The 25122-nt window shown below is 46.9% G+C and carries 28 protein-coding genes; 5 read left to right on the top strand and 23 right to left on the bottom strand.

Translation table 11 applies throughout. From position 1 onward, the window contains the following. Positions 1 to 9: 9 nt before the first annotated feature. From D5S11_RS03150 to D5S11_RS03125, 6 genes are all read right to left on the bottom strand, one after another. Positions 10 to 936 (bottom strand): isochorismatase, encoded by a 927-nt coding sequence (locus D5S11_RS03150; protein ID WP_032869788.1) that lies wholly within the window; start codon positions 934 to 936, stop codon positions 10 to 12. Between the two features lie 17 nt (positions 937 to 953). Beyond that, complete coding sequence (locus D5S11_RS03145; protein WP_039063535.1) at positions 954 to 2579, bottom strand: (2,3-dihydroxybenzoyl)adenylate synthase; 1626 nt, start codon at positions 2577 to 2579, stop codon at positions 954 to 956. Between the two features lie 18 nt (positions 2580 to 2597). Further along, positions 2598 to 3794: an isochorismate synthase DhbC gene (gene dhbC / locus D5S11_RS03140; protein ID WP_007408698.1), complete on the bottom strand. Its 1197-nt coding sequence runs from the start codon at positions 3792 to 3794 to the stop codon at positions 2598 to 2600. Between the two features lie 23 nt (positions 3795 to 3817). After that, positions 3818 to 4603: a 2,3-dihydro-2,3-dihydroxybenzoate dehydrogenase gene (locus D5S11_RS03135; protein ID WP_020956281.1), complete on the bottom strand. Its 786-nt coding sequence runs from the start codon at positions 4601 to 4603 to the stop codon at positions 3818 to 3820. 135 nt (positions 4604 to 4738) lie between these two features. Next, entirely contained in the window at positions 4739 to 5608 is an 870-nt protein-coding gene (locus D5S11_RS03130) for an alpha/beta hydrolase (protein WP_020956282.1), read from the bottom strand. A gap of 175 nt (positions 5609 to 5783) precedes the next feature. Continuing rightward, positions 5784 to 6380, bottom strand: coding sequence for a sulfite oxidase-like oxidoreductase (locus D5S11_RS03125; protein WP_007408701.1), 597 nt, complete (start codon positions 6378 to 6380; stop codon positions 5784 to 5786). Positions 6381 to 6479: 99 nt separating this feature from the next. On the opposite strand from D5S11_RS03125, the gene D5S11_RS03120 reads away from it, so the two are divergent. Continuing rightward, positions 6480 to 7073: a biotin transporter BioY gene (locus D5S11_RS03120; RefSeq protein WP_007408702.1), complete on the top strand. Its 594-nt coding sequence runs from the start codon at positions 6480 to 6482 to the stop codon at positions 7071 to 7073. Positions 7074 to 7119: 46 nt separating this feature from the next. On the opposite strand, the gene D5S11_RS03115 is transcribed toward D5S11_RS03120, so the two are convergent. Both D5S11_RS03115 and D5S11_RS03110 read right to left on the bottom strand, forming a co-directional pair. After that, positions 7120 to 8448: a Na+/H+ antiporter NhaC family protein gene (locus D5S11_RS03115; protein ID WP_007613482.1), complete on the bottom strand. Its 1329-nt coding sequence runs from the start codon at positions 8446 to 8448 to the stop codon at positions 7120 to 7122. Positions 8449 to 8579: 131 nt separating this feature from the next. Continuing rightward, positions 8580 to 10070: a leucyl aminopeptidase gene (locus D5S11_RS03110; protein WP_108724749.1), complete on the bottom strand. Its 1491-nt coding sequence runs from the start codon at positions 10068 to 10070 to the stop codon at positions 8580 to 8582. A gap of 147 nt (positions 10071 to 10217) precedes the next feature. On the opposite strand from D5S11_RS03110, the gene D5S11_RS03105 reads away from it, so the two are divergent. Next, the gene (locus D5S11_RS03105) at positions 10218 to 10694 is read left to right on the top strand and encodes a divergent PAP2 family protein (protein WP_021495380.1); all 477 of its coding nucleotides are present in this window, start codon (positions 10218 to 10220) and stop codon (positions 10692 to 10694) included. A gap of 29 nt (positions 10695 to 10723) precedes the next feature. Here the strand turns inward: D5S11_RS03105 and D5S11_RS03100 are convergent, their stop codons facing one another. The 4 genes from D5S11_RS03100 to D5S11_RS03085 form a co-directional block, all read right to left on the bottom strand. Then, positions 10724 to 11365, bottom strand: coding sequence for a 3D domain-containing protein (locus D5S11_RS03100; RefSeq protein ID WP_108724748.1), 642 nt, complete (start codon positions 11363 to 11365; stop codon positions 10724 to 10726). 100 nt (positions 11366 to 11465) lie between these two features. Beyond that, positions 11466 to 11786, bottom strand: coding sequence for a YuiB family protein (locus D5S11_RS03095; RefSeq protein WP_003151989.1), 321 nt, complete (start codon positions 11784 to 11786; stop codon positions 11466 to 11468). Between the two features lie 68 nt (positions 11787 to 11854). Next, positions 11855 to 11980, bottom strand: coding sequence for a YuiA family protein (locus tag D5S11_RS03090; RefSeq protein WP_007408708.1), 126 nt, complete (start codon positions 11978 to 11980; stop codon positions 11855 to 11857). Between the two features lie 173 nt (positions 11981 to 12153). Then, entirely contained in the window at positions 12154 to 13374 is a 1221-nt protein-coding gene (locus D5S11_RS03085) for an NAD(P)/FAD-dependent oxidoreductase (protein WP_012118337.1), read from the bottom strand. Between the two features lie 311 nt (positions 13375 to 13685). Here D5S11_RS03085 and yumC point away from each other — a divergent pair, with 311 nt between their 5' ends. Further along, on the top strand, positions 13686 to 14681 hold the full coding sequence (yumC, locus tag D5S11_RS03075) for a ferredoxin--NADP reductase 2 (protein WP_020956286.1): 996 nt from the start codon (positions 13686 to 13688) through the stop codon (positions 14679 to 14681). 40 nt (positions 14682 to 14721) lie between these two features. Here the strand turns inward: yumC and D5S11_RS19815 are convergent, their stop codons facing one another. Continuing rightward, positions 14722 to 14865, bottom strand: coding sequence for a hypothetical protein (locus D5S11_RS19815; RefSeq protein WP_003151982.1), 144 nt, complete (start codon positions 14863 to 14865; stop codon positions 14722 to 14724). Between the two features lie 216 nt (positions 14866 to 15081). Here D5S11_RS19815 and guaC point away from each other — a divergent pair, with 216 nt between their 5' ends. After that, positions 15082 to 16062, top strand: coding sequence for a GMP reductase (guaC, locus tag D5S11_RS03070; protein ID WP_047936092.1), 981 nt, complete (start codon positions 15082 to 15084; stop codon positions 16060 to 16062). 62 nt (positions 16063 to 16124) lie between these two features. Here the strand turns inward: guaC and D5S11_RS03065 are convergent, their stop codons facing one another. The 7 genes from D5S11_RS03065 to D5S11_RS03035 all read right to left on the bottom strand — a co-directional run bounded on the left by D5S11_RS03065 (position 16125) and on the right by D5S11_RS03035 (position 21095). Beyond that, complete coding sequence (locus D5S11_RS03065; protein WP_003151978.1) at positions 16125 to 16346, bottom strand: DUF5970 family protein; 222 nt, start codon at positions 16344 to 16346, stop codon at positions 16125 to 16127. A 16-nt stretch (positions 16347 to 16362) separates the two neighbouring features. Continuing rightward, complete coding sequence (locus D5S11_RS03060; RefSeq protein ID WP_108724747.1) at positions 16363 to 16890, bottom strand: stage II sporulation protein M; 528 nt, start codon at positions 16888 to 16890, stop codon at positions 16363 to 16365. After that, entirely contained in the window at positions 16887 to 17591 is a 705-nt protein-coding gene (locus D5S11_RS03055) for an ABC transporter ATP-binding protein (RefSeq protein WP_012118340.1), read from the bottom strand. Before D5S11_RS03055 ends, D5S11_RS03060 begins: the two co-directional genes overlap by 4 nt. Beyond that, complete coding sequence (locus D5S11_RS03050) at positions 17584 to 19239, bottom strand: hypothetical protein (RefSeq protein ID WP_007408714.1); 1656 nt, start codon at positions 19237 to 19239, stop codon at positions 17584 to 17586. The genes D5S11_RS03055 and D5S11_RS03050 overlap by 8 nt, the downstream gene beginning before the upstream one ends. An 82-nt stretch (positions 19240 to 19321) precedes the next feature. Next, the gene (locus D5S11_RS03045) at positions 19322 to 19657 is read right to left on the bottom strand and encodes an uberolysin/carnocyclin family circular bacteriocin (RefSeq protein ID WP_003151973.1); all 336 of its coding nucleotides are present in this window, start codon (positions 19655 to 19657) and stop codon (positions 19322 to 19324) included. Between the two features lie 67 nt (positions 19658 to 19724). Beyond that, a complete protein-coding gene (locus D5S11_RS03040; protein WP_007408715.1) occupies positions 19725 to 20297 on the bottom strand; it encodes a hypothetical protein in 573 nt (190 codons plus the stop codon). Positions 20298 to 20555: 258 nt separating this feature from the next. Next, complete coding sequence (locus D5S11_RS03035) at positions 20556 to 21095, bottom strand: GNAT family N-acetyltransferase (protein WP_032867147.1); 540 nt, start codon at positions 21093 to 21095, stop codon at positions 20556 to 20558. Between the two features lie 374 nt (positions 21096 to 21469). On the opposite strand from D5S11_RS03035, the gene D5S11_RS03030 reads away from it, so the two are divergent. Beyond that, on the top strand, positions 21470 to 22231 hold the full coding sequence (locus D5S11_RS03030; protein WP_007408717.1) for an SDR family oxidoreductase: 762 nt from the start codon (positions 21470 to 21472) through the stop codon (positions 22229 to 22231). Positions 22232 to 22373: 142 nt separating this feature from the next. On the opposite strand, the gene D5S11_RS03025 is transcribed toward D5S11_RS03030, so the two are convergent. The 3 genes from D5S11_RS03025 to D5S11_RS03015 all read right to left on the bottom strand — a co-directional run bounded on the left by D5S11_RS03025 (position 22374) and on the right by D5S11_RS03015 (position 25010). Further along, on the bottom strand, positions 22374 to 22736 hold the full coding sequence (locus D5S11_RS03025; RefSeq protein ID WP_003151967.1) for a HesB/IscA family protein: 363 nt from the start codon (positions 22734 to 22736) through the stop codon (positions 22374 to 22376). A gap of 78 nt (positions 22737 to 22814) precedes the next feature. Beyond that, positions 22815 to 23669 carry a diaminopimelate epimerase gene (dapF, locus tag D5S11_RS03020; protein ID WP_053104628.1) on the bottom strand — a complete coding sequence of 285 codons (855 nt, stop codon included), beginning with the start codon at positions 23667 to 23669 and terminating at the stop codon, positions 22815 to 22817. A gap of 123 nt (positions 23670 to 23792) precedes the next feature. Next, complete coding sequence (locus D5S11_RS03015) at positions 23793 to 25010, bottom strand: NupC/NupG family nucleoside CNT transporter (RefSeq protein WP_007408720.1); 1218 nt, start codon at positions 25008 to 25010, stop codon at positions 23793 to 23795. Positions 25011 to 25122 lie beyond the last annotated feature (112 nt).

The raw sequence follows: 25122 nt of genomic DNA, 5'->3' as shown, positions 1-25122 counted from the left end.
TCTCTCCCTTTATAAATAATCTGCGTTCGGCAAGACTTTTTGAGATCGGGAAGAAAGAAGTCTCCACCACTCTTCCAGCGTCGGGTTCTCCGCCAGTTCCACAAACGTCACTTCAGCTCCGTCACGGCGCCATTGTTCGACAAGGCTCATGATTCTGACGGAGTCAAGACCTCTGTCCAGCAGGTCTTCATGATCCGAAATATCAGACGGTGATTCTTGAAGAATCGCCGCAATTTGTTCCCGCACCCGGTCTTTTGTCAATACGGCGGAAACCTTCTCTTCTCCTCCAGAAACCGGCGCGCCGCCCAGCAGCTCCAGCACTTCGTTTGTCAAAGCTGTGTAAGCGCAGCGCTGAGACGCATATTCGATGGCCATCTTATGTTTTTCTGAAGAAAAATCAGCAACGGCGTCTCCGATAAAGAAGCTTTGGATATCATCCATAAATGCTTCACAGGCTGTGACGAGACAGCCGATGTGTGCATAAATTCCCGTAATCATGAGCTGGTCTCTGCCGCTTTCACGCATGATCTCAAGGAGATTCGTCCGTTTAAACGCGCTGTATCTCCACTTTGTGAGGACAATGTCCTGATCATCCGGGGCAAGCTCCGGAATGACCTTTTCTTCATAAGGCCCGCTTTTTAGCCCCGGCCCCCAAAAATCCGTCAGCAGCGCACGGTCCGCCGGGTCTTGGCTGCCCGGCTGTGCGGTATACACCACCGGAATGCCGAGTGCTTTGCATTGCTCTTTTATTTTTTTGATATTCTGAGACGCCTCTGTGATCGGAGCTTCACCTTTCGCAAAAGCATCGACGAAATAATTCTGCATGTCATGGATCAGAAGCACCGCGCGTTTCGGATTCAGCGTCCAAGATACTTTATTTTCAGGCATATCTGACGCTGTCGGCAGCGCATATGCGGGAATAGACGGTATAGCCAATGTAAACACTTCCTTTTTTAAGATTGTTTGATTTCAGCCGGCTTTACTTTTTGGGCGATCGTTTCGCGAAGATCCTTTTTACTGACCTTGCCGACGCCGGTTTTCGGGAAAGAAGCGATAAATTCAATCCGGTCGGGGATTTTATATGCCGCTAATCCGCGCTCACGTAAAAATGCTTTCAGCTCTCCCGGTTTCGGCGCTTCTCCTTTCGGGATGACGAACACACAGGATCGCTCCCCGAGAAAATCGTCCGGCATTGAAACCATGGCCGCGTCATGAACGGCAGGATGCGCAAGAAGGTGATTTTCCACCTCCTCAGCGGCTATTTTTTCACCGCCCCGATTGATTTGATCTTTCGCACGCCCTTCGACGATGATATAGCCGTCCGCCGTCAGTTTGACGATATCGCCGGTCTGATAAAATCCGTCGGCTGTGAATGATCTTTCATTATGTTCAGGCGCTTTATAATATCCGCGAATCGTGTAAGGGCCGCGTGTAAACAAATGTCCCGCTTCACCGGGGGCGACATCCCGCCCGTCATCGTCTAAAACCCTTACCTCATCAAAAGGGGACATCGGTCTGCCTTGCGTATTGACAATGATCTCTTCAGGATCATCCAGTCTCGTATAATTCACCAATCCTTCCGCCATTCCGAAAACCTGCTGAAGGGTGCATCCGAAAGCGCTCTTCACGCGGCGGGCCGCCTCAGCACTGAATTTGGCGCCTCCCACCTGCAGCACTTGAAGGCTTGATAAATCATCACTTCGCGAACCGGATGCGTCCATCCACACCATCGCAAGCGGCGGGACGAGCGCTGTAATCGTGACACGTTCTTTTTCAATTAACGGGAAGCAGTCATCCGGACTCGGCGTCGGTGACAGAACAACCCGGCCCCCGGCATATAAAGTTCCCAGCACACCTGGCGAGCTGAGCGGATAATTATGCGCTGTCGGCAGAGCGGCCAAATAAACGCTGTGATGATCCAAGCCGCATATTTCCGCACTGATGCGCAAACTGTATATGTAATCGTCGTGTGTTCGCGGAATCAGCTTGGACAGCCCCGTACTGCCTCCTGAAAGCTGTAAAAAGGCGACTTCCGCCGGGCTTATATCTTCCAGCTGAACAGGCTCTCTATGCAGGCTGCTCAGTTCTTGAAACTCTTCAGCTTCGCCGGCCACAATGACATGCGCCAAATCCGGAAGTTTGTCTTTCACCTGTCTGGCAAGCGCCCTGTAATCAAAACCTGAATGCATATCAGGAATGATGTATGCTTTCGCCTCTGCAAACTCGCAGAAATACGTAATCTCACTGCTTCTATGAGAAGGCAGCGCGAAAACGGGCAGCGCTCCCAGCCGGAACAGCGCGAAAATCACTTCAAAAAACTCAGCGATATTCGGCAGCTGAACGACAACGCGGTCTTCCTTTTGAATTCCGAGCTTATGCAGCCCCGCCGCTAAACGATCTGCCCTTTCATCTAATTCTTTGTAGGTCCAATGTACATCTTTACACGTCACGGCAGTTTGATTTCCGTATAAAGCCGCGCGCTCTTTCAGCATTCCTCCGAACGTCTCACCCTTCCAGCAGCCGTCTTTTCGGTATTTGTCAGCCCATTCTTCCGGCCATGGCGTAAATCCAGTCAGCACGATCCGTTCCCTCCTTTTTTACAACTCATCTTGGTAAAGCCCCATCGCCCGGAGCATGGTGCGGAATTTGGCCGAGGTCTCGTCCAATTCATCCTGCGGCTTTGATCCGGCGACAATCCCGGCACCCGCAAAGAGCCGGAGAGACCTTGTTTCCGCTTCGGCGCAGCGGAGTGCGATAATCCATTCTCCGTCACCCTCAGCATCACACCAGCCCGCCATTCCCGTGTAGAAATTGCGGTCAAACGGCTCAATATCCTGAATCGCTTCTCTCGCCGCATCCGTCGGCGTTCCGCATACCGCGGGTGTCGGATGCAGGGCGATGGCCAGCTCAAGTGATGTCGTTGACGGATCACGCAGCTCTCCCTTTACCTCGGTGGACAGGTGCCACATCGCCTCAGTTTTAATGAGTGACGGTTTTTCCGGCACATCAAGCACACGGCAGAACGGTTTAAGGGCGGCGGCCACGGCGGCCACGACTACGGCATGTTCATGCAGATCTTTTGCTGATTGCAGCAGTTCTTCCGCTCTTCTCTGATCCTCGGCGGGATCTGTGCTGCGAGGTCTGGAACCTGCCAGCGGATTGGACAGAATCGATGTTCCGTTTTTGGACAGCAGCAGTTCAGGACTTGCGCCGAAAAGCGTTTTTCTTGTTTCTGACGTTCCCGTCACATCCGCAGCGAATGTATAGCCGCGCGGGTTGTGCTGCGCCAAATGCTTGACGGCCTGTGGAATGTCGATATCCTTTTCAGCGGTCAGATGAAGCGTCCTTGACAGCACGATTTTGCTGAGCGGACCGTCCGTAATGCTGAATACGCCTTGTTCCACACCGCTCATAAAGCCCTCAGGCTCCGGAACGGGACGGATGTCATATGTATTGGATTGCGGCTTTTCTGCGGAAGATTCCGCAAACGAAAGCGGGCCTGCCGTATGGACATTCTTCGGTACAAAAAGCCGGGAAGCTTTTCTGCCGTCAAAAGGAATGGCGCCGGCCGCAATCGGATGTTTGATGCCGGCTTGCTTTGCCTCAAGAAGCGTCTGTCTCACGCGTTCAGGCAGTGAATCCAGCTGATTTTCCGCGTCTGTATCAGGCACTTCCGCAAACATTCCTTCCGCAAGCATCGTACTTTTCGGGGAAGCTAAAAAGAACGCCCCGGGCTTGTAAGCGTCCAGCACCTCTTTTGCAGACACTTCCGCCAATAAATGTTGATTTGTCATGTTTGTCCCTCCTTCTCGTTACATCAAACGCCTAAAGTAGCGCCGCCATCAACGCATAAATCATGCATCGTAATATGGTTTGCCTGTTCAGAAGCCAGAAACAAAACGGCATTTGCAATATCAGAAGGCTTCGCCAGCTTTTGAAGCGGAATTCCCGTTTTATATGTATCAAGCGAACCTCTGATGACGTCCCGGGCTCCGTTCCCGTCCTGCCACAGCGCCCGCTGCATGTCGGTTTCCGTTGAACCCGGAGATACGATGTTGCAGCGGATATGATGGGCCGCAAGCTCCAGTCCGAGGCATTTCGTAAACATGACGGCAGCCGCTTTTGACGCCGCATAAGCCGCCATGGAAGCACGCGGAACGCCGGCTGCATTCGAACCGACCGTAACGATGGCGCCTTTTTGACGCTCAATCATGTATCGGCTTACAGCCCGTGACACATGAAATACGCCGGTCGTATTAACAGAAAATGTTTGATCCCAATCTTCATCACTGAGGGATTGCACCGGACCCGGCCGCAGCACGCCCGCAACGTTCGCCAATATTTCAATAGGTCCCATGTCGCGTTCAACGGCGGCGATGATATCATTGACAGCCGCACTGTCAGATACATCTGCGGCAAATCCCTGCGCCTGCACGCCTTTTTTCCGAAGTCTGTCAGTAAGCCCGAGAAGCAAGTCTTGATTTGTATCTATAGCTGCCACATTTACGCCTTGTTCAGCAAGGGCAAGCGCTGTTGCTTCTCCGATGCCTTGAGCGGCGCCGGTGACAACGGCCGTTTTCCCTTTCATTCCCAATGCGTCCATATTATCATTCCCTTTCTATATTGATAATGATTATCATTATCAACTATGATTCAAGACAATCATATCCAAATCAAAACACGCAGTCAATTAGAAAATTAGAATCAGCCGCATTTAGTTCGAAGGGCCTGTTTTTTCTCATGCGGGAGAATACGGGGTATGCGGTCCTCCCGGATTCAGGCAGAAACGCAGGGCCCTGCTGATTAAAACGGGCAGGACAGAAATATGGCCCTCTCCTTCAAACTCGCTGTATTCAGCACGGACTCCATCATCTTCAAATCCGGATAATAAAGAGTACAGCGCCTCTGCGTGCTGCGGGATTCTGCTTTTATGTGTTTTTTCAATTTCTCCCGCAGCCAGCAATACGCTGACTTGAAGATTTTCCGCAGAGAGCCGGTCTGACAAACGTTCCGCTTTTTCCTGAATAAAACGCTTGTTCCAGTGAATTGACGGACTCCCGGCAACATAGGTCTGGAACATGTCCGGCCTCATCAAAAGCACTTGCAGCACAAAAAGACCGCCCAGCGAATGGCCGAAAATCGTCTGCCTGCCTCTGTCGATCGGATAATCCCGCTCCATCGCGGGCTTTACTTCTTCTTCTATAAAACTCAGAAACGCTTCCGCCCCTCCCTGTTCGGGCCATGCCGCGCCGCGCGGATGCACCGGCAGTTCTGATTCAGAAAGCGGCATCGTAAAATCACTGTGACGTTCGGCGGAAAACGGCTGATCTGTCGGGTAGCCTATTCCGACAATCACCGCCGGAACAACGCCTGTTTTTTCAGGCCGTCGGCTTTGCACCCGCAAAGCTTCGGCCATTGTGCCGAATACGGAATTCGCATCGAGCAGGTATATGACGGGGAAGCCGGATGCAGGCGGTTCTTCCTGAGGAAAAGAGACAAAGATACGATACATACGGCCTCCTTTTGAGCGCATTTCTCTTACTTCTGTGCCCGGAACCGCGTATCGGCCGGCCGGCGCGAAACCCCGCTTTATTTGTTTTCCGTCCATTATGTGTTCATCCCCTTTGCGGCAATTGCTTTATCTATGCTTATTGATAATGATTTTCAATATCAAAAGACACCTCAAATAATAGGTTTTTTGCCAAACAAAGTCAATGGATTTTTGATATAAAAAAAGCACCTTATTTCAATAAGGTACCTAAGAACTATATAGTGATAGGGGCTTAATCCCATGTAAAGCGCTCATTCTTCCATGGATCTCCCCTCATATGGTAGCCGTTTTTCTCCCAAAAGCCGGGGTGGTTTTCCTTTGTGAACTGAATGCCGCGCAGCCATTTTGCGCTTTTCCAAAAATAAAGATGGGGGAAAACGCCTCTGAGCGGATAGCCGTGCTCTGGCGTTAACGGCTCGCCGTTATGCGCATATGCCAGCAGGGATGTTTCCCGCGCAAAATCAGAAAGCGGCAGGTTGGCCGTCCAGCCCTCTTCAGCGTGCAGAATGACGAATCCCGCTTCTTTGTGCACGCCCGCTTTCTCAGCGATGTCTTTGGCGCGTATTCCCTGCCAGATATTATCAAGACGGGACCAGCCCGTAACGCAATGAATATCATTTTTCACTTCGGCTTCAGGAAAGGATTTGATATCTTCAAAGCTTAACAGCATAGGACGGTCAACAAGTCCGTACACTTGCAGATTCCATTTTGACATATCTTCATAATAAGGAACATTTCCGGCGTGAAGCACGGGAAACTTCGTTGTGACATTTTGATTTGGCGGAATCCGTTCCGACTGTTTTGTTTGTTTCGTTTTCCCGAAAAACATATGGCTCCCTCCATTTAGTAAACCTGTGTTAAATCTTTGTTGACAATCAATCACCCTTCGATTACGCTAATCTGGTACAAGTGTAAGGGGGAAAAACAAATGAAACAACGCAACCTTCGCGCGGGCGATATGGCGCTTATCGGCATGTTTGCCGCACTGATGGCCGTCGGCGCCAACATTACATCAATGGCTCCTTTTTTGCAAGTTGCGGGAATTCCGTTATCGCTGCAGCCTTTCTTTTGTCTGTTAGCCGCGATGCTTCTCGGCGCCAGACGGGCAGCCATTGCAATGACGGTATACGCATTGGCCGGACTCGCGGGGGCGCCTGTTTTCGCTCAATTCTCAGCAGGCTTTGCGCCGTTTATCGGAAAGAGCGGCGGATTTATTCTCGCTTATATCCCGGCGGCATTTGCAGCCGGATGGCTGCTGGAAAAAACAAAAAAACCCGGCCGCCTGCATTATGCATGGGCCTCTTTGATCGGTACCGCCGTCATTTATATCATTGGCACGACCTATACGTATATTGCGCTGAAATTATGGCTTCATGCTCCGATCAGCTACGGAATGGCCTGGTTTTACATGATATGGTTTTTCATAAAAGATATCGTTTTAGCACTGTTATTGGCATCAATCGCGCCTGCCGTTTACAGGTCTATTCATAAAGCGACGGGGTTCAGCAGAAACCCGGCGTAAGATGTTCTCAGCATACAAAAAGGCTCCCCTTTCCGGGAGCCTTTTTTTACAGGACAAGCGCGGCAATCCAGCCGAATATCACAAGCGGAATGTTATAGAAAATAAATGTCGGTACGCACGTATCCCAAATGTGGTGGTGCTGTCCGTCGGCGCTGAGGCCTGACGTCGGCCCGAGCGTACTGTCACTTGCAGGAGAACCCGCATCACCGACCGCGGCGGCCGCTCCGATTACGGCAATCGTCGCCATCGGACTGAATCCGAGCTGAGCGCACAGCGGGACAAATATGGTCGTAATGACGGGTACGGTTGCAAATGATGATCCGATTCCCATCGTGATTAATAAACCGACCACCAGCATCAGGAGCGCGCCTAATGATTGGCTGTGGCCGATAAAGCCTGTTGATGCTTTGACCAAGGAAGCCACATCGCCCGTTTTATTCAATACATTTGAAAAACCGGCCGCAACAAGCATGACAAACCCGATAAAAGCCATCAGAATCATGCCGTCCGTGATCAGCTTATCCGCTTCATTGCGCTTCATGACTCCGCTGATAAACAGCGTAAACAAGCCGGCAAGCGCGCCCATAATCATACCTTCCACTCCGAGCACTTGTGACAGATAGAGCTGAACGGCAAGCGACACGGCAATGGAGATCAAGGCGATGGCAATGCTTTTTTTCGTATAAGGAGAAGACGATAGTCCGGCAATCTCCTTCGTCTCATATTTCTTCGGTTTCCGGAAGACGATGACGGCTAAAATTAAACCGACCGCCATCCCGGCCGTCGGGATGATTAAAGCATACGGGATATCACTGAGCGGCACCTTTAAACCGGCTGACGCCATATTATCTCTCAGCATCCCCTGGAAAATCTGTCCGAATCCGACAGGCAGAACGATATAAGGCGCAGTCAGTCCGAATGTCATCACACACGCGATCAGTCTGCGGTCTATTTCAAGTTCGTTAAATATTTTTAAAAGCGGCGGAATCAATACAGGAATAAACGCAATGTGAACGGGCACCACGTTTTGCGAGAAACAGGATATGATTAAAATAATCAGTACGATTAATACTTTTGACAGTGCTTTTTTCCGCGAATCTTCCTTTTTTCCGATTAGTTTGACAGACGCTTCCACCATTGCATCGGGAAGCCCCGTCTTTGTCAGCGCCGCGGCAAATGCTCCGAGCAGCGCGTAGCTGACTGCGACGGTGGCATTTCCGCCGAGACCGTCCGTAAAAGCCTTCACCGTCTCTCCGAGGCCTAAGCCGCCGGTCAGCCCGCCGGCAAGCGCGCCGATCATTAAAGCTATAATAATATTGACACGCAGCAGGCTTAAGACGAGCATAAGCAATACTGCGACAACAACAGCATTCATTGATGAGTCCCTCCAAAATCCTTTAGTTTGCTAATGTAGTAGATAATTAAAGTTACCATATATTCTGCGCTTTAGTCAACTAAAGATTTTGGAAATCAAAAAACCCGCTGCATCAAGGCAGCGGGATACTGTTATCTTTCGGGCGTAAAGCGCTCAGTCAAAACAGCCAACGTCCTTGCCATGACGCCTGTTGCGCCGGCAGGGCCGAAGCATGTCGCTTTATTCGCCGTTGCGGTTCCCGCAATATCGAGATGAACCCACGGCGTGTTTTCCGCGAATTCACCAATGAATGCCCCCGCCATAATCGCGTGGCCTTCTCTTCCCGGAGAATTGTTCAAATCAGCCATCTGACTGTTTCTCACCCGTTTTTTATCCTTTTCTGTAATCGGAAGCTGCCAGATCGGCTCGCCGGATTCTTTCGCCGATTCCGCCACCTGTTCATAAAACGCGGCGTGATTGGTCATGGCGCCCGTCATTTCGTTCCCTAAGGCGACAATGACACCGCCCGTTAACGTTGCGACGTCTACAAGGACAGAGGCTCCGTGCTGCTTGGCGTAAGTGATGCCGTCGGCAAGCACGAGACGCCCTTCCGCATCGGTGTTCAGGATCTCAACGGTTTTTCCGCTGAGCGAAACGATGACATCATCCGGCTTCATCGCATCGGACGAAATCATGTTGTCCGTAGACGGTATGACGGCGAGCACGTTTTGTTCAGGCCGCAGTTCGCCGATAATCTCCATTGCCCCTAATACCGAGGCGGCCCCTCCCATATCGCTTTTCATGCCGACGATGCCGGTTTTCGGCTTAATTGAATATCCGCCCGTATCAAAGGTAATTCCTTTACCGACCAGGCCGATGACGTCTTCCCACTGATCTTTGCCCTGATACTTCAGAACGATCATTTTCGGCGGTTCGGATGAGCCCTTGTTAACAGCAAGCAGCCCGCCCATGCCGAGCTCTTCCATTTCATCTTTTTCTAAAATTTCACACTCGAAATCGTATTTTGCCGCCAGCTCAGCGGCATATGACGCCAAATCAGTGGCCGTCAGCATATTACCCGGCATATTCACAAGCGTGCGGGCTGAATTCGTCCCTTGGCCGTATGCCGCTCCGACGTTCAGGCCGGCCTGCACTTCCCTCAGGTCTTCTTCGGTCACGGCGCAGACTGATTTCAGTTCCTGATCCGGCTCATTCGATTTATGTTTATAATCCTGCACTTCGTAAACCGCAAGCAGACAGCTTTCTGAAAGCGCATGAGCGGCATCGGCGGCAGGCACTTCCCCGGAGACGAATGTATCGAGCAAAACGGATACTTCCTGTTTTTTATCTTGATGAATCTGCTGAAATACTCGTGCAAAGCATTCTTTCGTATCTTCAAACGAATAATCCGCTTCTCTTCCCAGGCCGATAAAATAAATACGTTTCATACCGGTCGCAGCCGGAGGGTATACTTTTGATACACGATTGCGTTTGGCGGACACATCACCATCCTTTAACAGCTGGGTCAGATGACCGTCCAATTTATCATCCAATTCCTTCGTAAATCCGTTCAGCGTGCTTTTTTGAAAAAGACCGATGACCAGTGTTTCGGGATGCCGCAGTTGATCAGATGCATAAAACATGAGTACACACTCCTTATGTGGGTATTTGTTATGTAAAGTGGTATAATGAAAAAACATTTTTCATTGATTTTATTTTACCAAACTAAGGGCGTTTTCTGCAGTTTTTCGATACGATCGGAATCAGCAGATACAGAAAGGATGTTGCATATGGATGTACTTATGAATTTTCCTTTACTGGCGAGTTTTGCCGCCATTATTTTTGCCCAAGTTGTAAAAGTGCCTATTCAATTTATCGTATCCAAAAAACTTGACTGGTCTCTTGTGACGAGCACCGGCGGCATGCCGAGCTCCCATTCCGCCGCCGTCACTGCGCTGTCAACCGGAGTCGCTTTGGAACAGGGGCTGGACTCGCCCCTGTTTGCAGTCGCCGCGATTTTCGCCGTCATTACGATGTTCGACGCTACAGGTGTCAGGCGGCATGCGGGTGAACAGGCGACGGTCATTAATAAACTGGTCATCGACTTTAATCGGTTTGTCAGCGAAGCGAAGGACTTTCAGAAAGCGGAAGAGAAGGAAAAACAGAAGAAACTGAAAGAACTGCTCGGCCATCAGCCGATTGAAGTGTTCTTCGGCGGCGTCACCGGTATTGTGCTGACATTGATTTTAGATTATTTCTTTATGTAAAAAACGCTTCAGCGGATGCTGAAGCGTTTTTATTCTTTTACCGTTTTGTATTGATTTCTGAACACTTGCATCGACTTGGTTTCGTTCAGCTTTACAAGTTCGTCCTCGGTCACTGTGCCGTTCCCTTTTTTAATCATGTAGACATCAAGTGTTTTTTTGCCCCAATTGTTATAGACGTCCTTGACGGTGTCAAAGTAGAGGTCAAGGCGGCTTCCTTTAATTTTTGAGCCGGTATCGGCGACAACCCCGTATCCGTAATTCGGTATAAACAGAATCGTCCCGATCGGGAAAACAGACGGATCGGCCGCAACAGTTGAATATAAATCGCGTTTGACCTTCACGCCTGAATATGTAATTCCGTACTGCGGATGCCCCGGAGATTTTCCGGTAGATTCCGCTCCGGCGGTATAACCGGTGGCCGTCACCTTTTGTGACGGATAGCGTTCCCAGTCAAAAGCTTCTTCCAGCGATTTTACCCTGCCTGATGCCTTCTTTTCCGGCTGATTCTGTAAGGATTGAAACGGAGTGCCGATGTTTTTCAAAACGGCGCCGCGATGTTCCGCCATCCAATTTGTCAGATCCTTTGCTTCAACACCCGTTATGGAAAAGTATGTCGCATGGCATGCGCCCAAAAAGAGCACGATCATGAATACGCGTCTGATTATCGTCAATCTGAAATCACTCTCCTCCGAGTCATTGTTCCCAACTCGGTGGGGTGCTATACAAAAAGCGCCGCGGCACAAAAAAAGCTTTCTCGAATAAGAAAGCGGCTTAAAACATTTGATATCCTCTTTTTCTGAGCGCCTTTATGGCAATGCCTGACATGATGGCTCCCGCCAGTCCGCCCGCCAAAATCACGACATCCGCAACCGCTAATGACATGATGCGCTGAAACAGGCTTTGAAAGGATTCCCCCGGCGCCTGCACGTAACTGATCATCTTTTTATTGCTGATAATGAAAAGGCATACAATCGGATAGACAACAGCCATAATCCACGACATTCTAAGCAGCATGTTCAACAGAAAGCCTATGCCGAAAAACAGTACAAAAAATAGTACGATTGAGATCAGGACGACCGGCAAACTAATCACAAACATCCACCCCCTACAGCACTTTCAGTGTACCTCGGGGGCGGTAAAAAAGTCAACGTCTGGAAAAATCAGCGTCTCTCTTTGCCGCTTCCCTGACAGGAGGGACATGTTTCGGAGCCGCCAAGAAGCAATTGAAAATACCCTTTACCTGAGCAGAACGGACACGCCGCCGTGCTTTTTGCTGTCGTTTTCATGCGGATCACCCTTTTTCTTAATTTTCTGATAATATATCATATTTACTTGTCAAGCACCAAGTCAGAATATGTAACAAAATAACTCATGTAAGCGAAAACATTCATTTTTTTCTTTTACATTCTTTTGATAGCGCTCTTTTTTAAAAGAAGAGAAAACCCGCGGCCGCGGGTTTTCAGAAGAATTTAAACTTCCCTTTTTTCAGCGTCAGGCCCAGCCCGCCGATCATAAAGAGCGAGCGGTTGTCAATGACCTTTTTCATAAAGGACGCCGGCGTGCCTTTGAGCTTCCTGCCGTATACGACTCCGACGGCGTTATGCTCACCGAGGGAGGCAACGGTTCCTTTAATGTCAGGCTTGAACTCTTCAAGCTGGCCTCCTTTAATCAAACCGCCCAGATTTTTGGCGACCGTTTCTCCTTGCTGCATCGCGATCTGAGCAGTCGGCGGGTACGGCCGTTCCGTCTCTTCATTGATAAAGAGCGAGCTGTCGCCGAGTATAAAAACGTCATCATGTCCCGGCGCCCGAAGATCAGGGTTGACCTTGACACGGCCGCGCATATTTTCAAAACCCGCTTCCTCCACGATCGGATGTCCGCGCACGCCCGCGGCCCAGACAACGGTCTGTGATTTGATTTCTTCCGGCTCTTCATCTTTCTTGCCGACTGTGACACCGTCTGCGCGGCATTCTTGAACCGCGGTGCCGATTTTAAATTCAACGCCTTTGCTCTCAAGGTATTGAACGGCGTAATCGACAAGCTCCGGATCAAATCCCGGCAAAACCGTCGGGGCGGCCTCGACACAGACGATCCGGACAAGACTTTCATCTATATCATAATATCTGCATAACTCCGGCTTGCGGTTCGCAAGCTCACCGAGAAATTCAATTCCCGTAAAGCCCGCTCCGCCGACAACGATGGTTAAGCGGTCAGGGCGTTTTTCGGCCTCCGTATTGTATGTCGCAAATTGGAGCTCAATATGGTCTTTCAGCTGGCGCGACGTATTAATATTCGCGATCGGAAAAGCGAATTCTTTTAAGCCTTTAATCCCGAATGTTTCAGGGACGGCGCCAAGCCCGATGACAAGATAATCATAAGGGATGTCCCCTTGTGAAAGCGTCACCTTTTTATTTTGCACATCTATCGCTTTTACCGTATCCTGCACAAATTTGACCCGTGATTCATTGATTACATCTTTTATTTGATATCTGCAGCGGTCATGATGCAGCGTTCCTGCGCTCGCTTCATGCATCCATGTCGTTTCATAATGATAATTGTGTTTATTGACCAAAGTAATGTCAGCGTCATTTGCCCCGATATGCTTCGGAAGCCTTGTTACTGTCATTAATCCACCATAACCTGCACCTAAAACCACGATTTTGGGTTTATTCAATGCCATCACATCCACCTTCTTTTTTTTGCTGTTAGACGCATAATCAAATCAACATTTGTATTAGCTTCAGCTTATTGGCGGGATTTTATGAAATGAAATATAAAATTTTTTAGAAAACCGCACATGTCTGCATATCACCATACTATCCGGAAGAATCAGAAAACATTCAGGAAAAAACAGATTGGAATTTGTCCCCATATTAGCGGCGGCCGCAATTTTTTTCAAGAATGAAGCGGCCGGGCGGTTTTCGGCACTCGTCATCCTTTTAAATTGTATGTTATAATTAATAACAATTTTCAATTAGGAGGCAATTTGGTATGCAAGAGGATTCAAAGGTTTATGATATTACGGTCATCGGCGGCGGCCCGGTCGGCCTGTTTACCGCTTTTTACGGGGGAATGAGACAGGCGAGCGTCAAAATCATCGAGAGCCTGCCTCAGCTTGGCGGCCAGCTCAGCGCGCTGTACCCTGAAAAATATATTTATGATGTAGCCGGATTCCCGAAAATCCGCGCCCAAGAACTTGTGAACAATTTAAAAGAGCAAATGGCAAAGTTCGATCAGACCATCTGCTTAGAGCAGGCCGTTGAATCTGTTGAAAAACAGGCGGACGGTGTGTTTAAGCTTGTCACGAATTCAGAAACGCATTATTCAAAAACGGTTATTATCACCGCGGGAAACGGCGCATTTAAGCCGAGAAAGCTTGAGCTGGAATCAGCGGAACAATATGAGGGCAAAAACCTTCACTACTTCATTGACGACCTCAATCAATTCGCAGGCAGACGCGTTGCCGTTCTGGGCGGCGGCGATTCCGCGGTTGACTGGGCGCTCATGCTTGAGCCGATCGCGAAAGAAGTCAGCATCATCCACCGCCGTGATAAATTCCGCGCGCATGAGCACAGTGTCGAAAACCTGCATAATTCTAAAGTCAACGTGCTGACACCGTTTGTTCCCGCTGAACTTGTCGGTGAAGACCGGATCGAACAGCTCGTTCTCGAAGAAGTGAAAGGCGACCGTAAAGAAATCATTGAAATTGATGACCTGATCGTAAACTACGGCTTTGTTTCTTCTCTCGGCCCGATTAAAAACTGGGGCCTTGACATCGAGAAAAATTCCATCGTCGTCAAAAGCACGATGGAAACGAATATTGAAGGCTTCTTTGCCGCCGGAGATATCTGCACATATGAAGGCAAAGTCAAGCTGATCGCCAGCGGTTTCGGCGAAGCTCCGACAGCCGTGAACAACGCGAAGGCCTACATGGACCCGAAAGCGCGTGTCCAGCCAATGCATTCTACAAGCATGTTTGAAAAATAATATAAAAAAGAGTCTGTGTCATACCGGCACAGACTCTTTTTTATTTAAACATCCAAATATAATTCATGACGGTTCCGACAACGAGCGCAATGACAAGCGCCGACACGACCCAAATCGTGCCTAAAATAATCCGGTCCTGAATTTTCTGGGCTTTCGGGCTGTGCCCGGGCTGTTTTTGTTCCACACCGGCCCCTCCCTTCTTTGCAAATCTATCTATCGTAACAAATGTCTTACAACACCCAATACTACTATGATAACCAAACTGCAAATGGATGACAAGCTGACCGCATATGAGGCAGCATGAAATCATTTGACATTCCTGACAAAACAAAGTACATTATAAAAAGACGAACATTTTAATTTTATTCAATTCTATTATTCGCTTTTAGGGGTGTTATATATGGAAAATGTATTTGATTACGAAGATATTCAGCTGATTCCTGCAAAATGCATTGTGGACAGCCGATCTGAATGTGATACATCAGTTACATTGGGCGGACACACGTTTAAACTTCCGGTCGTGCCGGCCAACATGCAGACGATAATAGATGAAAACATCGCGGCCTGGCTCGCGGAAAACGGGTATTTTTATATCATGCACCGCTTCGAGCCGGAAAAACGCCTGGCTTTTGTCCGGGATATGAAAGTGCGCGGACTGATTTCTTCCATCAGTGTCGGCGTGAAGGAAAATGATTATGAATTCATCCGGGAGCTGAAAGCACAGGAGCTTGTGCCGGATTATATTACCATTGATATCGCGCACGGCCATTCCAATGCCGTGATCAGCATGATTCAATTTATTAAAGAACATGTCCCGGAAAGCTTTGTCATCGCAGGGAATGTCGGGACGCCTGAAGCCGTAAGGGAGCTGGAACGCGCGGGCGCCGACGCGACAAAAGTGGGAATCGGCCCCGGGAAAGTCTGCATCACCAAAATTAAAACCGGCTTCGGAACCGGCGGGTGGCAATTAGCCGCGCTTCGCTGGTGCGCAAAAGCGGCGAGCAAACCGATCATTGCTGACGGCGGCATCCGCACGCACGGCGATATTGCGAAATCCATCCGATTCGGCGCATCCTTGGTCATGATCGGATCATTATTCGCCGGCCACGAAGAATCACCGGGACAAACGATCGAAATCGACGGCAAGCTGTACAAAGAATATTTCGGCTCCGCTTCTGAATTTCAAAAAGGCGAAAAGAAAAACGTCGAAGGCAAAAAAATGCATGTCGAACATAAAGGGTCTTTACAGGACACGCTGGTTGAAATGGAGCAGGATCTGCAATCTTCCATCTCTTACGCCGGCGGCAATACACTCGAAGCCATCCGCAATGTCGACTACGTGATCGTAAAAAACTCTATTTTCAACGGCGACAGATTTTAACACGCAGCAGAGCCGCAAAAAAAAATAAAAAAATGACATTCAATATGAATGTCATTTTTTTATTAAATACCGAAATAAAGAGCCGCACTGGCCAACAGATTAATCACAAAAATAAACAAAAAGATGTAACGAATGAATTTATTTTGCACCGGAGCAAATATAAAGAGATATAGTCCTGCCACCCCAAAAGTAAGAACAGGAAACAGCCACTCAAAGGATAAAGAAATGATATAACCGATAATCATAACAATCGGCACACCGATTAATGATAATTTACTTCTCATATGATTTCTGCCCCTTTTACTTAAAAATTGGTGTGATGTAAGCTTCAATAATGGCAGCGGCGATCAGCAGACAAATAATAAGCAGCACCAATATTCCAATATGCCTGAACATTGAAGCTATTATCTTTTTTTCCTTAGAAAAACACAGCCTGATGACCAATTCAACGCCCTTAAAACCAATGGCGCCACTTAATAATAACGCAGGAACTTCAATTATACCATGAGGAATTAGCAGTAAAAAAATCTGATAAAAAGGAACCCCGCTATGCAGATTTTCTATAATAGAGCCGCTTAAAATAAACCCGTTGGTGAATAAATAAAAGATTGAGGTCAACCCAAAGGTAAAAAAACCCGCGGCTAAAAACAGACAAGCGATTGCATTGTTTTTCAGCAGTTCAACCGCGCCTGACGAGCCGTTGTAAGACGCGGTTGAAACAAAGTGATCGGAAAAAAACGCAGCGATCACACCGCCTGAAAAAAACAGCAATGACGCGGTTAACGGAATGGCGGACGTTCTGATTGCCGGCAACATTCGGTTCATCATGTATAGATACTCTCAGCCAATTTTTCAATCTCTTCTAATGAATGCTCGGATGACTGATACTCCGCCGCAAAAACGCCCTCATGTATAATACCGATCGTATCGCACAGCGAATGCGCCAGCTCCAGCAAGTGAGTCGATAACAGGACCGTATGTCCCTGTTTGACGTATTCCTTTAATAACGTCCGTATCGTTTTACCGCTGATTAAATCAATGCCCGTCAGCGGTTCGTCAAGAATTAATATCTTTGGCTGATGAATGAGCGCGGCCGCAATTGATAATTTTTGTTTCATTCCATGTGAATATGTTTTAATCAGCTGATTTCCGTCTTGAGCAAGCTTCAGCGTCTCTAACATATTCTTTATATACTCATTTGTCCGCTGAGACGGCACTTGAAACATTTCCGCTGTAAAACGCAAGTATTCGACTCCCGTTAAATAATCATATAAAAAGGCATGGTCGGGCACAAAACCGATATCAGCCGATATTTGCCCCCCCTCTTCTGAATCCAGTTCCTTACCGTCAATCATGACGCTGCCTGAAGTCGGTTTAAGCAGGCCCGAAATGATTTTCAAAGTCGTTGTTTTCCCGACTCCATTAGTCCCCAGCAAAGCATAAATTGAGCCTTTTTTCACCTCAAACGAAATATCTTTCAACACCTGTTTTTCACTATAGTTTTTTTGTATATTCACTAATTTAATCATTGTTCGCAAACCTTTCCGCCATATTGATTCTGCGAAGAAACAGAAACATGACTCCATAGTTTAATAGTGTGAACAGGACAAAAATACCTGATGCAGAATGAATAAGCATCGTTTCAAGTTCCGGCTTTTTATAGATAAAATACGACGTGATCGCAGCGATTTGAAGCGACACAATGAAAATGAAAGACCCGTATAAGTTGTTATACGTCTTTGCTTTCCCCGCTTCTCCAATTTCGTACATATGCTCCCAGTTTTTCTTAGGATACAGGGCGGTGCTTGAAATCTGGACAAGACTGTATAAAAAACCCGAACATAAAAACACAATAAACAAGTAAATCGTCAGCGCAGCGGAAGACGGAAAAAACACCGTAATCAAAATGGTGATGATGAACGAATAGATAAGAGCGGCGAGATTATAAATACATACTTTCGGAAACACCAGCTGCCACGCATGTTTGATATTTCGGTGAAACAGATGCTGATTTTTTATTTCTCCGTCAACTGATAATACTGTTTTGAGCGCATCTCCGACGAGCTGATACGAAAAGTTCGCAATGATAACCGCCGCAGACACGATGGCGGCTGCCGAATACCCGATAAAATGATGCGATAGAAGCGGAATACAAAAACCTAAAAACAGCATGAACAAATACAGCATACTGCCGAAGTTCCTGATAAAAAACCCGTCAATTCTAGATAAAAACAGCAGATCCTTTTGAAAAACGGCATGAAATATTTTGTTATTTCTATATAATTTCAGCTTTGGCGCAAAATCTGCATTTGTCAAAAACATATAAGGAATAAGGTCCATTTTCTTCAGCGTGGCCGACCATAGTTTAAACATCCCCGCCGTTAAAAGGACGGCGGCCGCAAACACCGCAGCGAAAACGAGCACGGAATGTGAGCGGAATGCTAACCATACATACGGCGTATTCATGAGGATGTTCCGGAAAGCCGGTGACTCCGTAAAGCTTGAAATATCCTTTGCGGTATACTCCCCAAACACGAGAAGATAAACGGCATACCCGACTGCAAGCGGAACCAGCAGGCTGACGCTGAATAAAATGCCTTTCATGATTTTCAAGTAAAACAATTTGCTCCACATATTTGTAAGAAGATAAACAACATAAGAAAACAGCATAGATAAAAATAAATTGAGAAGAAAATAAACGAAGCCCAAGAAAAATACGATGACCGCCGCAGACCCGGTCATGCCTGCGCTTGATAAAAATAAAAAGACCGGAAAAACAAAAAGATACCATACGAAAATGGTTTTTTTGATCGCCTGGCCGGCAAAAACAGAAAACAGCTGTAAAAAACGAACCTTTTTTAATTGATGAATGACCTTGCGCGTATCCAGCAGAAAGGCATTGTGATGTTCTTTAAAGAAGCCGGCAGCCCAAAAAAGCTGCTCAAGTGAAACGGCGATTAAAACAAATTGCCCCCATGCGCTGAGGGGCAGCTGAATCAGTTTTGTCCCGAATACAACACCGCATCCCAGGAAAACGAGATATAAACATAACAGAGAAATAATAATGGCAGACAGCAGTTTGCTGTTGAGTTGAGGAATGCCCCAATCTTCCTTTCTTTTTCGAAACGATGACAGGGTATTATATTTGATAAGAGCCGCAATTTGTTTGACTATCATACTTTCAATCCTTACATATGTATTTGGGAGAGAGGCTCTTTTTGCAGCTTGTACAAAAAGAGCAATTATTTATTGATCGATTTTACCAAGCAGCTGCGTATTTTTTGCCGTATTTCTTAATCATTGTTTTTGCTGTTGCAACGATTGCATAAGAAATCGCGCCTGCGCCTGTAACGATACCGATAAGAGAAATGATAGAAGCAATTGTTGATGCCGCATCAATAATATCAATTGCTTTTTTAGCTGCTGCTGTAGAGATGCCGAGAGTAGAAGCTAATTCAGCATTGGCTGAGAATGCATGAGCCGCCGCCACGTTTAATTCAGTTCCCGTTAATAATAGTGCATAAACCAATGTTGCTGCAGCAAGAGCCGCGCCAAACAAAATGAAAGACTTTTTATTAGATTTTACTAAGTTCATCATAACATCTCCCTACTCTGTTTTTTTAATTTATAATAAAATTCAGCTTAATTGACTCTCTCCCGAGCTAAATTTTATCCGCCATAAAATAGTTTAAGAAAATAGTAAAGAGTTTTAGTAAAACAAAACATCCAGTCAAAATGATTCTCTTGCCTTTACTGAGATCGGTCAGTTTTCCCGCAGCAGCATAAAGAGCCGCGATTGATATGAGCAGAAATGGATCCAGCAGCTGCAGACTCAAGCTGGTGCCGCCGGCAGAATATATAAGCGAGGAATCAGCCGTTAAGTAGTTAACAACTGAAAGAATCAACATTTTAAATGCCGAGATTAAAGAAGTCAGCGTATATAGAAGCAAATATATTTTTTTCGGTTTTTTTGTACCGAGAATAAAAGCGGCAACGAATAACAGAAATCCGCCTATCAGAATTTCCACAAAAGTTGTGAAGATCATAAACCCTTGCAGAAACATGACAATCGTACGAACACTTTTCTCCCCGATATCGTAGGTATTTTCTCCGACGGAAGAATAATACGACTGCAGAACTTTATCTGAAATACTGAATTGGAAGAGTAATGAACAGATCAAAATGATGAAAAAAGAACTTAAAAATATTTTTTTATTGCTCAATTGACCTATCATATTATCATCCTTTTCTTACAAAATAAATTAACTATTCTATACTTTTACAATTTAGTTTAATCCTATCAAAAAATCAATATCCTTTCGAAAAATATGACTTTAGAACGCGTTGACAAAGAGCACAACTTTCAGAGTTTTTGGTGCTATGTACCCTTTATTTTTTTTCGAATTTGCAAATAGTATGATTTAGACAATTGATTTGAAGTTTTAGGAAGAATCTGTCGAAAGAGACGCAGGATATAAAAAAGGAGGATATCGTCATGTATCCTCCGGATGTATGATCGCCAGCACCTGATGATCTTCCCATTTTCCATTTATTTTTACATTTTTTCTCGCAATGCCTTCTTTATGAAAGCCAGCTTTTTCGAGCACCCGGATTGACGCCTTATTGTTCGGCATAACTCCGGCTTCTATCCGATGCAGTTCCAGCTCATTGAATGCATATTCGACTGCCAGCTTAACAGCCTTCGTCGCATAGCCTTTTCCGTTATATTTGCCATCTAAAAAATAACCGATAAAAGCGCTTTGGAGGGAACCCCGAACCACCTGAAAAAGGCTGATCGTGCCAATCAGGGTCTGATCCTGAAGAAAAATGCCGAAGCTGTATTCAGTATCATTTTCTGCATTCTTCAGTGATTGTTCAATTCGTTTTTTCCGGCCTTCCAGCGTATAAAAATCCTCTTGTCTCGTCATGGCAAACCGTTCAAAAAACATGCGGTTTTCCGTCTGCAAAACCAGTTCCTGCTCTGCATCATTCAAGCTGAGCGGCCTGATATCAACGCTGTTTCCTTCCTGCATATGCATCGCCGTCCTTTTGTTTTGATCAGAAACGTTTTTTTAATTGCCTCTCACCCATGTGATACGGTACGCTTTATCGCATTAAGAAAATTCCAAGACTTTACGTTCACCTTTCCTTTCGTGACCTATGTCTGATGTGAGTAACCGAAACGGAAGCACAAGGTTCTTTTGTTGACTTAAACCGTGCTTTAAGCCGTATCATCATATTGTGACAAGGAAAGAATAGTTTTGGCGGGTTTCCCGATGATCTAAAATCAATTTTACAGAATCACTGCTGTCTTATTTCATGCCTATTTGCGGGATGAATATATTGATTGGATCAAAGCTGAAATGTGACAAAGAAATGTAAAAACAATCGGAAAAGAGGAGTTAATATGAAACTGACGGGAAATACAATACTGATTACAGGCGGAAATGCCGGAATAGGATTGGCTTTCGCAGAACGGTTTTTAAAAGCGGGAAATAAAGTCATCGTGACCGGACGGCGTGAGCACGCTCTTCAAAAAGCAAAGGAAACATTCCCGGATCTTATTACATATGTCAGTGATTTGAGCATTCCATCTGAACGTATATCACTGTTTGATTGGGTGAAAGAAAATTATCCGGAAGTGAATGTGTTAGTAAACAACGCGGGGATTCAACAACGTTTTCATGTGCTGAAAGCGGATGCGAAGGACAATTGGGACTATTTCAATAAAGAAATCACAACGAACATTGAAGCTCCCTTCCACCTGTCTATGCTGTTCGCTCCGTTTTTTGCCGGAAAAGAAGATGCGGCTTTCATTAACGTCTCTTCGGGATTGGCTTTTACACCGCTTGCCATTGCACCGATCTATTCAGCAACGAAAGCGGCGCTTCATTCATTTACAATGAGTCTGAGACATCAGCTTTCTGATTCATCTGTAGAAGTGATTGAAGTTGCGCCTCCGGCGGTGAATACAGATTTAGGCGGAGCAGGGCTGCATACTCAAGGAGAACCGCTGGATGAATTCGCTGATGGGATTTTTAAAGGACTGAAAGAGGGCAAACAAGAAATCGGATATGGTTCTTCAGAAGAACGGCTGCGCATGTCACGGGATAAAGCCGATGAACATACGGCAAATATGTACCATGCTATGAAACATACAATCGAATAACCTCTTTGAAAAAGGAAAACCCGCTTCTGTTGAGCGGGTTTTCCTTTTATTAAACAGATAAACGCCTTTTTTAACAATGGTGCAAGCGCCACCGGAAAGAAAGACGTCATATTTTTTCATCCTAAGAATGGCGGGTTGACCCTTAACACTCTTCCGGCGTACCGGCGTTTTTGGCCGTGCGGAAAGATGAACCGCAGCCGCAGGAAGCGATGGCATTCGGGTTGTCAATGGTGAAACCGCCGCCCATCATGGACTGTTTGAAGTCAATGATCGTGCCGGTCATAATATCAAGGCTTTCGCTGTCGACCAAAACGGTGATTCCGTGCTGTTCAAACATGCTGTCTTTTTCGCCTTTTTCGTGCTCAAATCCCATTCCGTAAGACAGGCCGCTGCAGCCGCCGCCTTTTACGCCCACACGGAGAAACGCGTTTTCTTCTTCATGCTCTTTCATCATATCTTTTATATGCAAAGCCGCTGCTTCAGTGATGGTTACTGGAACACTCATAGGTAGACCTCCTTTTTTAAAAAACGGATGCTGATATCTATTATAAACCTTGAGGAGAGTATTTCTCAAACGAGCTGTTTACAAATAATAGACGCCGCTGCATACGGTTTCGGCGGGTCCCGTCATCAGCACGTGCCCGTTGTCCTGCCAATTAATCACAAGGTCGCCTCCCGCTAAATGAACGGTGATATCCCGGTTTCGTTCGGAAACACCGTTCAATACGGATGCGACAGCCGCCGCACAGGCGCCTGTTCCGCAAGCCTGTGTAATGCCGGAGCCGCGTTCCCATACGCGGAAATGAAGTTCATCGGCGCTGACGGATTCCACAAATTCGACATTGACGCCTTCCGGAAATCTCGGGTCTTTTTCAATGACGGGACCGAGCGTTGTAAGAGGCGCTTGATTGATATCCGCAACCGGAAAAACAATATGGGGGTTTCCCATTGATACGGCTGTTCCGGAAAGCTCCGTTTCTCCAAAAACAAAGGTTTCATCGATCGTCCGTTCATCTTCATTGCCGAGCATCGGCAGCTCTTTTTTGGTGAGGCGCGGTTCGCCCATATCAACGGCGACTTCACGCACAATCCCGTTGTCCTCTGTAATGTCTGCTTTCACTAGACCTGAAAGCGTCTCAATGAAAAAGGACGTTTCTTCTGTCAGCTTATGTTCGTATGCGTACTTTGCCACACAGCGAAGGCCGTTGCCGCAATTTTTCCCTTCTGAGCCGTCATTATTAAAAATCCGCATTTTGACGGGCGCTTTTTCTGACGGACAGATGAGGATCATTCCGTCAGAGCCGATGCCCGTGTGAATGCTGGACACTTTAACGGCAATCTCAGCCAGCCGTTCTTCCGGCAGCTGTTCTTCAAATTGATTTACATATATATAACTGTTTCCAAGACCGTGCATCTTGGTAAAACGGAATGAATTCATATCGGCCTCCAACTTTTTTTCTTTTACTTAGTATAAAAGCTCTTCTGCTCGGACACAATACAAATATCCCCCGTTTTTCATACATAAAAGCTCCCTGCATATGCAGGGAGCTTTTATCGTTTACTAAATAAACATGCCGGCAATCGCCGCGCTGAGAAGGTTTGCGAGTGTTCCCGCAATAACCGCTCTTAATCCGAGGCGCGCAATGTCCGAACGGCGGCTTGGGGCCAAACCGCCCAGTGTGCCGAGCATAATCGCAATCGAAGAGAAGTTGGCAAATCCGCACAGCGCAAAGCTGATAATCGTAGACGTTTTTTTAGAAAAGTCCGCAATATGCGGACCGAAGTTTGAATAAGCGACAAACTCATTCAGCACAAGTTTCTGTCCGATATAGCTTCCCGCTCCGAGCGCTTCATGCCAAGGAACGCCGATTACAAATGCGATCGGTGAAAACACGTAACCGAGAATGGATTCTAATGTAATATGTTTGAAACCGAACCAGCCGCCGATTCCGCCGAGAATTCCGTTCACTACGGCGATGAGCGCGACAAACGCAAGCAGCATGGCGCCGACATTTAGAGCAATCTGAAGGCCCGTGGACGCGCCTTTTGCCGCTGCATCAATCACGTTAGCGGCGCCTTCGCCTTCTTCGTCCATATTAAAATCGCCTTTTATCGTCTGCGTTTTTTCCGTTTCAGGTATTAAAATTTTTCCGAACACGAGACCGGCGGGAGCCGCCATAAAGCTGGCCGCCAGCAGGTATTCGATCGGAATGCCTAACAGGGCGTAACCGAAAAGCGTCGAACCCGCTACAGCCGAAAGGCCGCTCGTCATAATCGTAAACAGCTCGGAACGGGTCAATCCCGCAATCAGCGGTTTAATGGCAAGCGGTGATTCAGACTGTCCGACAAAAATATTCGCAGCCGCCGCAAGCGATTCCGTTCTGCTTGTCCCAAGAAGTTTTGACAGTCCGCCTCCGATGACGCGAAAGATGAGCTGCATGATTTTCAAGTGATACAAAACGGCAATCAGCGCTGAGAAAAAGATAATGACCGGCAGAACGCTCAGCGCAAAAGCCGGGCTGCTGCCCACTTTTATCAGCGGGCCAAAAATAAAGCTGATGCCTTCGTTCGCATAATCAATGAGAAGCTGCACACGGCTTGAGAACCATAAAAATACGGCCCGTCCGGCGTCCCACTTTAATACGATGAATCCGAAGGCCATTTGTAAACATAAACCGACAATGACGGTTCGCAGGTTAATTTTGCTTTTCTTCTCTGATAACAAAAAAGCAATGGCTAATATAGCAACTGCCCCGAGCAGCCCCCAAACGATATTCAATGAATCCACCTCTAAAATTTTATTTAAAAAAAGTCTTTATTAAGATAACAATATTTATTTTTGCTGTCTACAAATTTTTTATTTTGCCAAAACCCGGGGCGCAATAAAAAAG

The sequence above is a fragment of the Bacillus sp. L75 genome, assembly GCF_003676355.1.
Lineage (GTDB): Bacteria > Bacillota > Bacilli > Bacillales > Bacillaceae > Bacillus > Bacillus velezensis.
The sequence above is the reverse complement of the archived record's forward strand: the minus strand, read 5'-3'. Positions and strand labels throughout refer to the sequence as shown.